A 12,576-nucleotide genomic window follows, 5' to 3' on the forward strand; every position below is an offset into this window, starting at 1 on the left:
CCCCCTCACGGCACCACCGTGCAGCACGGTTGCTGCGCGGGCACCGTGATCGGCGTCGGCAGCGGCAGCTGGTTGAAGCTCTTGGCGATGAGGGTCACGCCGAAGGTGTTGCTGGCGATGGACAGATTCGTCGCCGGCGGGTTCCAGTCGACCGAGCACACGGTCTTCAGCGCGCTGACATCGCCGCGATAGGTCAGCGCATGCAGCGGGTCGCCGTTCGCGAGCCAATCGGTGGAAGTGGAGCCGGCGAAGTACGCGCCATTGTTGCCCGCGGACAGCGAGAACGCCTTCTCGGCCTGCACGCCCTGGGTGCCGTAGCGCTTGCCGATCACCGGCAGGCCAGTCGGCAGCACGTAGGGCAACAGCGTCTGCGGATGCGCGAGGTGGGTGAAGGCGTCCTGGCTCAGCGCGGTGGTGCCGTAGGTGCCGTTCACTTCGCCCGCGATCATCATCACGCCCGCGGGCGCGCCGGCATACGTCGTCGGCAACGTGAGATCCGTGGCCCAGCCGATCTCGCGGTCGGCGGTGCTGCCCCAGTGCGTGTGCACGCGCAGCAGGCAGTTCGGCACGAAGCGGGCCAGATAGACCTGCGGCGCACCGCCGACGCTGGCGGCGGTTTCGCCCACGGCCAGCACTTCGGGCGTGCCGCCGGTGGTGCGTACGCCGACCACGTCGTGGAACAGCGCCGTGCCGATGCCACGGGTGCGGGCGGTGCAGACGACCGCGCCGGTGTTGCCGTTGACCTGCATCAGCGCGGTCTCGGGGCCGATGCGACCGACCGCGACCAGATCGCCGGTGAGGCTGGGCGCGACCGGCGGCAGTTCGGCGATGGCCTGCAGCTCGAAATCGCCGGCGATCGCGTTCTGGTAATCGCGCGCCCAGATCAGCGTGCCGGTCGAACGCGTGCGCACGATCCGCGGGCGATACACGGCGGGCGTGGCCGCGGTCGCGGGCTTGAAGTATTTGCCGAGCGCGACCAGATCACCGGCCTGGGTGGAGAACGCGGTGTCGCCCGAGGCGGTCTGCAGGATGTCGAAAGCGGTGTTGTAGTCGGTGGTGTCGCCGTAATAGAAACGCCACAGCGGCGCGCCGTTGCACCCGATCTTGGTGATGACGAACTGCGAGGTCGGCGTGGCGACGCTGGTCGGATCGAGGCTGCCGACCATCGCGAAGCCGGTGCCGTCGCGGAATTCGACCACCTGCGCCGCCTGTTCAGGCCGGCCCGCGGTGTCGTACTGGAAGCGGAAGATCAGGCCCGACGACACGTTCAGACGTTCGGCGAGCATGTTGGTGTTGGCGCCCGGGGTCGCGGTGCCGACGCTGATCGATCCGCCCGGCGACACGCAGGTGCGGACTTCCTTCGTGCCGCGGTGGACTTCGCGGGCAGTCGGCAGGCCGGAGGTCATCTCCCAGTTCGAGGCCATCGCGGCCACCGGAACCAGTGCGGCCGGGATCAGCGACAGGCAGGCCAGCGTCAATGCCGTTCTTCTGTATGCATTCATGGATCTCTTCCTTTTGATCGTGTTTCCGTGGAGGCGGCCACGGAACGCGCGTCCCTGCACGAAGGCCCGAACGGGACCGCCATGTCCCGTGCGCGGCGTCGAGGTGTCTCGCACTGTCTCGTGCAGGGCGCTCCGTCCGTCGAACCGCCTGGGGAGTCGGCGACTCCGCCATCGGTTCCAACGCGCGGGCCCTGCGGCAACGGCCATGCCGGGAGCCCTGCGCGACACGTCCCGTGACCATGATCACGCCATCGACCGACCAGCGGCGAACGGGTTCAGCGACGGGTCGGCGAGATGAACAGGGGTGCGGATGCGCAGGCAGGATTTCGTCGTCTTTGAAGCTCGTTAAAAATGTTCCGATGGCAGCGATGGAGCCGCCGGAGCTGTCACCGAAGCCTCTGTGGGAGCGACGGAAGTCGCGACGGATTGCGGAAAGTCCTTCCGCAGCCTGTCGCGACTTCCGTCGCTCCCACAGTGGGGTGTTCCAGCGCATCGGGAATTCCGGCCGCAGCCTGTCGCGACTCGACCCGCCTACGGCTGTTGAAAGCCGTCGCTTCTGCAGGGGTGTTCCGGCACACCGTGACCGGACCGGCCCTCAACGCAGCTGGCTGTCCTTGCTGCCGCGACGGTTGTAACCGCTGCTGGCGGTCTCCTCGCGATCGTGCGCGTCCTGGCAGTTCACGCACAGGCGCACGCCGGGCACCGCCTTGCGCCGGGCTTCGGGAATCGGTGCGTCGCACTCCTCGCAGCGCTCCAGCCCCGGCCCCTGCGGCAGGCGGCTGCGCACCCGCTGGATGCCATCCTTGATGGTCGCGTCGATCTGATCCTGCACGGCGCCGTCGCCCGCCCAACCCGTTGCCATCGCCGCCTCCCGGTCGAATCGCTGGAAGGCGATGATAGCGTCGCCGCCACGGGCGATGTCGAGCATGTCTGTCGATTCCTGCGCTGCCCGTTCGTCGCATCCGGTACAGCCCCAGAAGGACCCGCCATGCCCCTGCAGCTCTACGCCCACCCGTTCTCGTCGTACTCGCAGAAGGCGTTGATCGCGCTGTACGAAAACGACACGCCGTTCGAGTTCCGCGCGCTGGAACACCCGGAGCATCCGGACTACATGGAATTCGCGCGGCGCTGGCCGATCCGTCGTTTCCCGCTGCTGGTGGATGGCGCGCGCCAGGTGATGGAAGCGACCTGCATCGTCGAATACCTGCATCTGCATCATCCCGGGCCCGTGCGCCTGATCCCCGACGACGCGGACGCGGCACTGGAGGTGCGGATGCTGGATCGCTTCTTCGACAACTACGTGTCGACGCCGCAGCAGAAGGTGGTCTTCGACCGCCTGCGCGCGGAAGACGCGCTGCGCGATCCGCAGGGCGTCGCCGATGCGCGGACGATGCTGGAAACGGCCTATGCGTGGCTGGATGGCCACATGGCCGGCCGCACCTGGGCGGCGAACGAGACCTTCAGCCTCGCCGACTGCGGCGCGGCGCCGTTCCTGTTCTACGCCGACTGGACCCACGCGATCGACGCACGATTCAAGCACGTCCGCCGCTATCGCGAGCGCCTGCTGGCGAGGCCGTCGGTGATGCGCGCGGTGGACGGCGGACGGCCGTATCGCGCGTACTTCCCGCTGGGCGCGCCCGATCGCGATTGAAGCGGAACGCGGCCCCGTGCTTACGCCGTAGCGGCCTTGCGCACGCGCGGCGTGAGCGCGACGTTGAGGCTGTCGCTCATCAACTGCAGTTCGGTGTCCTGGATCATCGCGGTCAGGCGCATCCCGCGCTGGACGTGGCCGACGATGCCTTCGATCGCCTGCGGATCGATGTCGATCACGGTGAGATTGTCGAACCGCGCCAGCGCCGCGGCGTTGCGGTTCCACCACACATCGGCGGCGTTGCCGCCGTAGTTGACCACCACCACCCGCTGCGCGCGGGCGCAGGCCTTGCGGATGCGGCTTTCGTCGGGCTGGCCGAGATCGATCCAGCACAGGATGTCGCCGACGTAATCGCGCTGCCACAGGTCCGGCTCGCCTTCTTCGCTGAGGCCGCGACCGAACTCCAGACGCTCGTCCGCGTACAGCGCGAACGCCAGCAGCCGCACCATCAGCCGCGCGTCGGTTTCCGACGGATGCTGCGCCATCGTCAGGTTGTGCTGGGCGTAGTAGTGCCGGTCCATGTCGCTGACCTGCAGCTCGACCTTGACCACGGTGGATTTGGGCGCCATGCCGGGACCTGGCCGAAAAGGACGAGAGGGACGCGGATTGTAGGGGCTTCCTGTTCGCTGCGTCGGGGCTTTGTTACCCTGCCGGCATGTCAGCACCTCTCGACACCCGCCTGCTGCGGGCGGACGATCCCCGGGATTTCGACGACGCCGTCCGCCTGCTGCGCGCCGGGCGATTGGTCGCCGTGCCCACCGAAACCGTGTACGGGCTGGCCGCGGATGCCGGCGATCCGGTCGCGGTGGCCCGCATTTTCGAAGCCAAACAACGGCCCGCGAATCATCCGCTGATCGTGCATCTGGCCGATGCCGGCCGCATCGACGCATGGGCACGCGACATTCCCGACAGCGCGCGCGCACTCGCCGCGGCGTTCTGGCCGGGCCCGCTCACGCTGTTGCTGCACAAGGCCGCGCACGTTTCTCCCGCGGTCACCGGCGGCCGCGACACCATCGGCCTGCGCGTGCCGGATCATCCGGTGCTGCTGCGGCTGCTGGCGACACTCGGCGGCGGGCTCGCGGCGCCGTCGGCGAATCCGCACAAGCGCCTCAGCCCGACCACGGCCGCGCAGGTGCTCGCCGGACTCGACGGACGCATCGATGCCGTACTCGACGGTGGCCCGTGCGCGGTCGGTCTGGAGTCGACCATCGTCGATCTCACCGGCGAAGGTCCGGATGGCGACACGCCGCGGATCCTGCGCGCCGGCCCGATCACCCGTCGCCAGCTGGAAGCGGTGCTCGGCCGTCCGGTCGCCTTCCCCGAACAACACGATGCCGCGGTGCCCGGCAACGTCGCGGTGCACTACCAGCCGCGCACGCCGCTGTATCTCATCGACGGCGCCGCGCTGCCATCGCGCTTGCGCGCGAAGGGCGACGACGCGCGGATCGTGGTGGTCCATCGCAGCGAGCTGCCGGATGGACCGCTGCGCGGCGTGGTCCGCGACATCCGGTTGCCCGCGGACAAGGCCGGCTACGCGCAATCGATGTACGACGCGCTGCACGACGCCGATGCCGCGGGCGCGGACGCGATCTGGATCGAAGCGCCGCCGCCGTCCGAAGACTGGCGCGACGTGCTGGACCGGCTGACGCGCGCGGCCAGCGTCGATCCCGGCGAATGGGCCTGATCACCGCAACGGAGCACGACCGCCGATGACTGAAAACCTCATCAACACGAACGATATCGCCGCACTCGTCGCGCTGGACGAGGAGGCACTGCAGGAACGCTTCTGCTGGATCGACTGGCGCTCGGAGGAGCGCGAAGTCGTCGAAGGCTTCAGCGAGTACATGACGGCCGAAGACGCGTTGACCTGCGCGGACGAAGACGACGCGCGCACGGTCGTCTGGCGCGGCGAGGCCCATGCCATTCCGTTGACCGGCACCGGCAGCGACCGCTACGTGATGATCCACTCGGTCGCCGAGATCGTGAAGGACCGCTACACCGTCTGGGGCGATGCCGACAGCATCGGCGGCAGCGACACCCACGGTTTCCTGATCCTGTCGAACGCGGTCTCCGACGCGCTCATCGCGCAGCATCCCGCGTGGGTCGCGCAGCATCTGCGCCGGCTCGATCCGGGCATGGACGAATTCAACGGCATCCGCGTGCCCTGGCTCGGCCACGAGAGGCACAACCCCGATTTCGCACGCGACCGCGCCGCACTGCAGGACCAGCAGACCGAACTGAAGCGCATGGTCGCCGAGGCGTTGGATGCAGGCGTGAAGAAGAAACCGTTCTGGAAGTTCTGGTGAGTCGATGCTCGGGTGCGCTGCGGCCCGAAATGGGCCCGCCGACGCTGCCGCATTGAAGCGATGACGCCACTTCCGTCCTCCTCGCGCAAGCGAGGACCCAAGCATCCGCGATGATCGAGCCTGGGTCCTCACTTGCGCGAGGATGACGATGTTCTTCTCTCGCGCACCGCCGATCAGCACCCGCGCAAATGCCGACCATCGACATGCGCCATCTCTGCATCCACAACGATGCCATCGCGAAGATCAGCGGGGTCCCGGCCTTCGCCGGGACGACGATTCCTGGCGACGACATGACCAGGACATATCGCCCCGGCGAGGCCGGGCCACGCAGTTCGCAACGCATGGCGACCGCGGCAAACCGGGCGATGGCGAATTGAACGATGGCGGTCGCGCATTCGACCGCCCCGCCATGCTTTTCGGGTCATCCTCGCGCAAGCGAGGACCCAAGGCTCGATCATCGCTGATGTATGGGTCCTCGCTTGCGCGAGGATGACGATGTTCTTCTCTCTCGCGCCACCGATCAGCACCCGCGCAAATGTCGACCATCGACATGCGCCATCTCTGCATCCACAACGATGCGATCGCGAAGATCAGCGGGGTCCCGGCCTTCGCCGGGACGACAAGCCTTCGTGCCTCCGCGCTAACGCTGCAGCAGCGCCAGCGTCGCGTAGTGCGGCATCCAGCGCGAAGGTTCGCCCGGTGCGGGCGGCGATTTGAGGCGACGACGCAGGTTCGCGTCGACGCGCATGCGCAGCCGGTGATCCGGCGCGAACCCCGGCTTCGCCTGGCGTGCGCGGATCTCGGCGCGTTTCGCTGCAGGCGTCTGCGCGGCAGCCGGGGCCGGCACCTTCGCCAGCGACACCGCCACCACGTCGGTGAGGTTGTCCTCGCCCTGTGCGGTCGTGCGCGCATGGAACGGCACGAAGCGGCCGTCGATGTCGGCCAGACCGGTGTAGTCGCCGACGAACAGGCCGTTCGCGAACGGCGCCGTGGTCATGTCGAAGGTGTCGCCGATGCGCAGATCGCTCCAGGTCGCGCCGCCGTCGCGCGAGCGCGCCAGCCACGCGTCGGTGGACAGCGGCGCGGTGGCGGTGTCGCTGCGCAGATCGTAATAGCTCACGCCGACGGTGCCGTCGGCGGCGACATGCAGGCTCGGCGTGAAGGCCGGCACGCCGGGCGCGCCGTTCACGCGCACCGGTGCCGACCAGCTCAGGCCGCCGTCGTTCGAACGCGACAGGGCGATGCCGTCGCGCACCCCGGCGGAGAAGCGCGCATCCTGCCAGGCGACGTACAGCTCACCGCCCGGACCCGCGGCGATGGTGGGCACGATCGCACCGTCGCGCACCGCGAGCCCGGACACCGGATCGCGGGTACCGACCGCCAGCAGTTCCGCGACATCGATCGGCGCCGACCAGGTCGCACCGCGATCGGTCGAGCGGATCACCGTCACCCGCGCGCGCTGCGGCCCGCCCAGCGGATTGTCGATGCGGTTGAACACGTTCACCAGCACGCCGCCGGGCAACACCGCCACGATGTTGCCGATGGTCTGGTTGCGGGTGCCCGGATCGTAGATCGCGCGCGCCGGTTCCCAACTCGCGCCGCCGTTGGTGCTGCGCGCGAAATAGGTCGGGCCGCGATCGGTCGCCGCGATCAGGCGATCCCACACCGCGTAGACGTATGCCGCATCGAAGGGATCGGCGGTGATCGCGTTCTTGTCGTTGAACGCCGCGGTGCTGTCGCGGATCAGGATCGCGGGCGCCGTCCAGGTACGGCCGTGATCGAACGAACGGCTGGCGAGCATCGCGTTCGCGGAGCCCGGCTGGTACGCGCCGCCGGTGGTCGACAGCGACATCGCGTGGACGACGCCGTTGGGCGAATAGGACACCCACGGATCGGACGCGCGCTCGTAATCGCCGCCGTTGAGGACGTTGCCGCCGCCGCAGCGCGAGAACGGCAGCGGCGTGCGGATCCAGCTGCGGCCGCCGTCCAGCGAGGTGGCGGCGACCAGCGCGCGCGCCGAGCCGTTCGACCAGCGGTCCTGCTGCCATGCGCCGACGAGGATGTGCGGATTGTCGGGATGGATCGCGAGATGCGGCTCGACTTCGGCGCCGGCGTAGAGCACGCCCGAGCCGAGCGTGCCGTCGCAGCCCGCCGCGAGCGGCGACGTCCCGGACGCGACATACGCCACGGCCCCCACCGCGCCCGGACGCTGCGGACCGCCGGTGATGCGCGGCTTTTCGGCCGCGGTCGCTGATGCAACGTGGGCCGATGTGGCGCCCGCGGACGGCGCATGCGCTGCTGTGCGATCCGCGGCGGGACGGTCGCAGGACGCGATCAGGCAGGACGCCAGCAGACAGGCCACGATCAGCGGCCATGCGCGGCGGGGCGACGGAACGCGCGGGTCGATGGCCATGACGGAGCCTCCGGATAGATGCGATGGTCGCGGTGGCGGGGCACATCGCGTGTCCGCCGATTCTCTGCCTCGCCACGGCGGTTGTCATGGCCGGGCTTGGCGGATCGCGACTCGAAGATCTTCCGGCCTGCCGGCGACCTCACCGCGATGCGGCCGCATGACGGCCCCGTGATCCTCTTCGCCGCCGGATTCCGCTTTCATGAAGACGGTTCCCTCGATGCGACCGGACCGGCGCACACGGACGTGCGCCGGGATTTTCCGGGATCATTCCTGATCGAAGTTGATCCGTACGTCCTTCACCGTGCTCGAGACCAGCACGATGGAAAAGCGGCGGAAGAAGTGCCGCTTCACCAGCACGTCCTCGCCGTCGTCGAGTTCCGCGTCCACCCAGTCGCCGGCCTGACGGTCGATCGCGGTCTTCACCTTGCGCGCGACCCGGTTCTCGCCGTCGTTGCGTTCGATCGCCACCGTCACCCGCACCGGTGTCTTGCCGACCGGCACGATCTCGAACACCAGCTCGCCCGCGGACTCGGCGGCGCCGCTGAACTGCAGCCGCCACTTGTTGGACTGCGCCGCCATCGCGGGCAGCGCGGCGATGCTCAACAAGGCGCCAACACTCAACACGACAGTCGCGCACAGGCGGTGGAGGACGGGATGGCGGCGATGCGGCATGGCGAAACTCCGGAGCGGAACGATGCGCCGCGGCGGACGCGCGGCTGGCGCCGATCATACCTGCGGCACCGGGCGGCAGGACCCGGCACCGGCGGTCCGTTCAGCCGCACGGACAGCACGCTGTGACAGCGGTTGCGATCCGCCGCCGCTTTCCCGCCTCGCCTCGAGGCGGCTACAGTCGGGTCGATGACCGATCCTTCCCCTGCCTCCCGTCCCCCCGCGTGGCGCAGCGCGCGCCATGCCCTCTTCATCGCGATCCTGGCCGTCGGGCTCGGCGGTTGCGCCGACACCGCATCGCAGCGCACGCCCGAGGAGGTGCGCGCGCAGCTGCGGCAGTTGATCCCGGCCTCGGTGCCGGATCGCGCCGGCTGGGCCGCGGACATCCAGGGCGCGCTCGCGGCGCTGGAGATCGAGCCCTCGCCGCAGAATCTCTGCGCGGTGCTGGCGGTGACCGAACAGGAATCCACCTACACCGCCAATCCGGCGGTACCCGGGCTGGGCAAGATCGCGATCGGCGAAATCGAGGCCCGCGCCGCCCGCTACAGGATTCCGGCCTTCGTCGTGCGCGGCGCGCTGAAGCTGGAATCGCCCAACGGCGAGAGCTGGGAGACGCGGATCGCGCGCGTGCGCACCGAGAAGGAACTGAGCGATCTGTTCGAGGAAATGATCGCGAAGGTGCCGATGGGTTCGCGGCTTCTCGCGCGGGCGAATCCGGTGCGCACCGGCGGGCCGATGCAGGTCAGCATCGCCTTCGCCGAAGCGCATGCGCAGGAGCGCAGCTATCCGTACGCGGTCGACGGTTCGATCCGCCACGAAGTCTTCACCCGTCGCGGCGGCATGTATTTCGGCATCGCCCATCTGCTGGGCTACCCGGCCGCCTACGACAAACCGCTGTTCCGCTTCGCGGATTTCAACGCCGGCCGCTATGCCAGCCGCAACGCCGCCTTCCAGAACGCGGTCGCGGTGGCCACCGGCATTCCGCTGGATCTCGACGGCGATCTGGTCCGCTATCGCAAGGGCAAGGCGCGCGGCGACGCCAGCGCGACCGAGCGCGCGGTGCTCACCCTCGCCGACAAGCTCGGCATGACCCCGGCGCAGATCCGCGACGGGCTGGAAGACAGCCATCTGCGCCGCTTCGAAGACAGCGCGCTGTACACCGGCGTGTTCGAGATCGCCGACCGCCGCAGCGGCAAACCGCTGCCGCGCGCCACGCTGCCGCGCATCCGCCTGCACAGCCCCAAGATCACCCGCAAGCTGACCACCGAATGGTTCGCGACGCGCGTGAACCAGCGCTACACCCGCTGCATGGCGAAGGCGAAGAAGGGCTGAGGGCAACGGAATGTCGCTGCCCTGGTAGAGCGGCCTTCAGGCCGCTGCGCCCGACATGCCACCGAGCCCCCTGTGGGAGCGACGGGAGTCGCGACGCTTTTCCAAAAATTTCCGCTGACCCTGTCGCGACTTCCGTCGCTCCCACAGGGGGCAGCCGACCCTCTCGGGGCGTCTGACGCCGAGGCACGCTGCAGCCGTGGCTTCACATCTCCGGCGTGCTGTCTTCGATCAGTTTCATCGCTTCGTCCGCCTTGCGCTGCGACTCGCGGATCTCCGCTTCGGTCTGCGCGCGCGGCGGGGGCGGTGGCGGCGCGTCGGGCGCGGCCACCGGCACCGGTGCGTGGATCACGATGGTCGGCGTGACCGCGCGCGGCGGATCGGCCGGCGGTTCGATAGCGGTGTCGGCGGTGCGGGCCAGCATCGCGCGGACGATCAGCAGGAAACCGATCGCGGCGACCAGCGCGATCAGCCAAAGCCATGGCCGGCCCTGCGCCGGGCGCGGATGCGGACGAGCGGCCGCACGCGGCGTCGCGGTGCGCATGGACGGTCCCGCGAAGGGATCTCCGGGCGTCGGCGTCTCCGGCAGGGTGCCGAGCATCGCGCGCAGCGCGTCGCCGTCGATCAGCTTCACCTTGCCCTGCCGATTCCCGGCGTCGATCGCCGCGCGGGTGAACTCGCCGCTGGTGATCAGGATCGCGCCGGTCGCACCCTCGTTCACCATCACGCCCAGCAGTTCATGCACCGCGTTGTGCGGCACCTGCTTCGCGTTCCAGTGTTTGCACTGCACCAGCACGACCTCGTCGTTGCGGCGCAGCCGCAGGTCGACGCCGCCGTCGGTCTTCGCGCCCGTGCCGCCGGTGCCGATGTGCTCCACCCACCAGCCCACGTCGCGGTAATAGGCCGCGAGCACGCGTTCCAGTTCGTCCCAACCGATGCGGCTCAGCGCGTCGTCGCGCCGCTCCCTGACATTCTTCAGACCCGACATTCCGCCCCCCGCGAAATTTCCGTGACCCGCACCTGCACGCATGATGGGCCGACGCCGCCGATCACACCGGAATCGACTGCGGATAGCGGAACACATCGGTCGGGTCGTAGCGGCGCTTGACCTCGCGCAGCCGCGGCAGGTTTTCGCCGTAGTAGGCGTCGAGATAATCGCGCTGACTCGGATCGATGAAGTTCTGGTAGCAGTACGGCGTGGTGTAGTGCGCCATCGCATCGTGGAAGCCGGTGAGCCACGCCTCATTCTTCGTCAGCGTTTCCGGCGAATCCGCCTCGGTCCATTCCAGCTCGATGCTGGAGATCATCGAACAGCCGCGATGCACGAACGCCATGTCGGCAGGGCGCTTCGCATCGATGCGACCGCCCATCAGGAAGAACTTCCAGGTCGCGGCGACGTGCGTGCCCGGCCAGGCGCCGAGGTTGGCGAGGATGGCGTGGATCGCCCCGGTCGACAGCGCGCCCTTCACGAACCGCGAGCGTTCGTGCGAGAACTCGGGATCGCCCTGCTCGGACAGAAGTTCCTGCGCATCCCAGTACGGCAACGCGTCGATCTTCGATGTCGATGGCGGCCGCACCGCGAACACCGGCGCCAGCATCGCCATCAGCGCGTCTTTCGAATCCGCGAGCTGACCGAGGATCGTCAGCGCGAGGCCGGGCTTGCCGGCCTCGGCCTTCACGCTGAGTTTCATGCCGAGACTGTCGGGCGCCGACAGCGCCATCGTCTGCAGCGCCTCGAACACCTCGGCGAAACGGTCGCGCCAGGTCAGTTCGAACACCGTGTATTCGCCGACCGGAAAGGTCTCGAAGGTGAACTCGGTGTGGATGCCGAAATTGCCGCCGCCGGCGCCGCGGCAGGCCCAGAACAGGTCGTCGTGTTCGCGTTCGCTGCACGCCAGCGCGCGGCCGTCGGCCAGCACGATCCGGGTGGCCTTCAGGCCGTCGCAGGTGAGTCCGTGCAGGCGCATGTTGAAGCCGATGCCACCACCCAGCACCAGCCCGGCGACGCCCACTTCCTTGCAGCGCCCATGGGTGACCGCGCGCGAGAACGGCCGGCAGGCGGCATACACGTTGCGATTGCGCGCGCCGCCGCCGAGGGTGGCGATGCCGGTCGACGGATCGATGTCGACGGCGTGCATCGCCGACACGTCGATCATCAGCCCGGTGGTGGTGGAATAGCCCGCGTAGGAATGCCCGCCGCTGCGCGCGACCAGCGGCATGTCGTTGGCCTGCGCCCAGCGCAGGCAGGTGCGCACGTCGGCTTCGTCCGCGCACTGCGCGATGCCCTGCGGCAGCGTCGATGCGTATTGCAGCGCCCACGGCGCGGCGCGCTTCGCGAACGCCGCCGCGCCCGGCATCAGCAGCGTGCCCTGCAGACTCGCCGCGAGTTCCTTCCACGCCGGCGACGCGTGTTCCGGCAGCGATGCGCAGCCGCCCAGCCACGCCGGCAGGCCGAGCCCCAGGGCGGCACCGGCGCCGGCGCGCAGGAACGCGCGACGCGACAATGCGAACCGGTGGATCTCTTGCAGCGAACCCTCGTGCAGCGTGTTGTCGGCCGTGCCGCGTCGCGTTGCGTCCTGCATCGTTGCGCTCCCCATGTGCGTTGTGCCCACGCTACGGCGCGGGCGGCGACAGGGTCAAGCCGCGTCGACCTGTCGTTTCTGTCAGTGTCGCGACATGCGCGGCGCGCAAAACGCAACGCCCTCC

Annotated in this window: 11 protein-coding genes; 4 read left to right on the forward strand and 7 right to left on the reverse strand. The window is 69.1% G+C overall.

Going from position 1 to position 12,576, the window contains the following annotated elements; translation table 11 throughout:
* Window positions 1–5: 5 nt before the first annotated feature.
* The gene (locus ABD974_RS15515) at window positions 6–1,502 is read right to left on the reverse strand and encodes a hypothetical protein (protein ID WP_345304240.1); all 1,497 of its coding nucleotides are present in this window, start codon (window positions 1,500–1,502) and stop codon (window positions 6–8) included.
* Window positions 1,503–2,097: 595 nt separating this feature from the next.
* A complete protein-coding gene (locus ABD974_RS15520) occupies window positions 2,098–2,364 on the reverse strand; it encodes a DksA/TraR family C4-type zinc finger protein (protein ID WP_345304452.1) in 267 nt (88 codons plus the stop codon).
* A 126-nt stretch (window positions 2,365–2,490) separates the two neighbouring features.
* Here ABD974_RS15520 and ABD974_RS15525 point away from each other — a divergent pair, with 126 nt between their 5' ends.
* Window positions 2,491–3,153 (forward strand): glutathione S-transferase family protein, encoded by a 663-nt coding sequence (locus ABD974_RS15525; protein WP_345304241.1) that lies wholly within the window; start codon window positions 2,491–2,493, stop codon window positions 3,151–3,153.
* 20 nt (window positions 3,154–3,173) lie between these two features.
* Here the strand turns inward: ABD974_RS15525 and ABD974_RS15530 are convergent, their stop codons facing one another.
* Window positions 3,174–3,722 (reverse strand): YaeQ family protein, encoded by a 549-nt coding sequence (locus tag ABD974_RS15530; protein ID WP_345304242.1) that lies wholly within the window; start codon window positions 3,720–3,722, stop codon window positions 3,174–3,176.
* An 86-nt stretch (window positions 3,723–3,808) separates the two neighbouring features.
* On the opposite strand from ABD974_RS15530, the gene ABD974_RS15535 reads away from it, so the two are divergent.
* Together ABD974_RS15535 and ABD974_RS15540 are read left to right on the forward strand one after the other, a co-directional pair.
* Window positions 3,809–4,837: an L-threonylcarbamoyladenylate synthase gene (locus tag ABD974_RS15535; RefSeq protein ID WP_345304243.1), complete on the forward strand. Its 1,029-nt coding sequence runs from the start codon at window positions 3,809–3,811 to the stop codon at window positions 4,835–4,837.
* 25 nt (window positions 4,838–4,862) lie between these two features.
* On the forward strand, window positions 4,863–5,459 hold the full coding sequence (locus ABD974_RS15540) for a hypothetical protein (RefSeq protein ID WP_345304244.1): 597 nt from the start codon (window positions 4,863–4,865) through the stop codon (window positions 5,457–5,459).
* A gap of 640 nt (window positions 5,460–6,099) precedes the next feature.
* On the opposite strand, the gene ABD974_RS15545 is transcribed toward ABD974_RS15540, so the two are convergent.
* Both ABD974_RS15545 and ABD974_RS15550 read right to left on the reverse strand, forming a co-directional pair.
* Window positions 6,100–7,872, reverse strand: a complete 1,773-nt coding sequence (locus ABD974_RS15545; RefSeq protein ID WP_345304245.1) for a hypothetical protein — start codon at window positions 7,870–7,872, stop codon at window positions 6,100–6,102.
* A gap of 264 nt (window positions 7,873–8,136) precedes the next feature.
* Window positions 8,137–8,544, reverse strand: a complete 408-nt coding sequence (locus ABD974_RS15550) for a hypothetical protein (protein WP_345304246.1) — start codon at window positions 8,542–8,544, stop codon at window positions 8,137–8,139.
* A gap of 186 nt (window positions 8,545–8,730) precedes the next feature.
* Between ABD974_RS15550 and ABD974_RS15555 the strand changes: the two genes are divergently transcribed.
* Window positions 8,731–9,873, forward strand: a complete 1,143-nt coding sequence (locus ABD974_RS15555; RefSeq protein ID WP_345304247.1) for a DUF1615 domain-containing protein — start codon at window positions 8,731–8,733, stop codon at window positions 9,871–9,873.
* A gap of 202 nt (window positions 9,874–10,075) precedes the next feature.
* Here the strand turns inward: ABD974_RS15555 and ABD974_RS15560 are convergent, their stop codons facing one another.
* Both ABD974_RS15560 and ABD974_RS15565 read right to left on the reverse strand, forming a co-directional pair.
* Entirely contained in the window at window positions 10,076–10,858 is a 783-nt protein-coding gene (locus ABD974_RS15560) for a restriction endonuclease (protein WP_345304248.1), read from the reverse strand.
* Window positions 10,859–10,919: 61 nt separating this feature from the next.
* The gene (locus ABD974_RS15565) at window positions 10,920–12,452 is read right to left on the reverse strand and encodes an FAD-binding oxidoreductase (RefSeq protein WP_345304249.1); all 1,533 of its coding nucleotides are present in this window, start codon (window positions 12,450–12,452) and stop codon (window positions 10,920–10,922) included.
* Window positions 12,453–12,576: the final 124 nt, after the last annotated feature.

Origin of the sequence: Lysobacter hankyongensis (assembly GCF_039543145.1) — a bacterium.
GTDB lineage: Bacteria > Pseudomonadota > Gammaproteobacteria > Xanthomonadales > Xanthomonadaceae > Lysobacter_I > Lysobacter_I hankyongensis.

Coding starts and splice junctions, on each gene's coding strand:
- ABD974_RS15550 (WP_345304246.1), bottom strand. CDS start 8,544: ATGCCGCATCGCCGCCATCCCGTCCTCCACCGCCTGTGCGCGACTGTC.
- ABD974_RS15530 (WP_345304242.1), bottom strand. CDS start 3,722: ATGGCGCCCAAATCCACCGTGGTCAAGGTCGAGCTGCAGGTCAGCGAC.
- ABD974_RS15525 (WP_345304241.1), top strand. CDS start 2,491: ATGCCCCTGCAGCTCTACGCCCACCCGTTCTCGTCGTACTCGCAGAAG.
- ABD974_RS15520 (WP_345304452.1), bottom strand. CDS start 2,364: ATGGCAACGGGTTGGGCGGGCGACGGCGCCGTGCAGGATCAGATCGAC.
- ABD974_RS15560 (WP_345304248.1), bottom strand. CDS start 10,858: ATGTCGGGTCTGAAGAATGTCAGGGAGCGGCGCGACGACGCGCTGAGC.
- ABD974_RS15535 (WP_345304243.1), top strand. CDS start 3,809: ATGTCAGCACCTCTCGACACCCGCCTGCTGCGGGCGGACGATCCCCGG.
- ABD974_RS15515 (WP_345304240.1), bottom strand. CDS start 1,502: ATGAATGCATACAGAAGAACGGCATTGACGCTGGCCTGCCTGTCGCTG.
- ABD974_RS15545 (WP_345304245.1), bottom strand. CDS start 7,872: ATGGCCATCGACCCGCGCGTTCCGTCGCCCCGCCGCGCATGGCCGCTG.
- ABD974_RS15540 (WP_345304244.1), top strand. CDS start 4,863: ATGACTGAAAACCTCATCAACACGAACGATATCGCCGCACTCGTCGCG.
- ABD974_RS15555 (WP_345304247.1), top strand. CDS start 8,731: ATGACCGATCCTTCCCCTGCCTCCCGTCCCCCCGCGTGGCGCAGCGCG.
- ABD974_RS15565 (WP_345304249.1), bottom strand. CDS start 12,452: ATGCAGGACGCAACGCGACGCGGCACGGCCGACAACACGCTGCACGAG.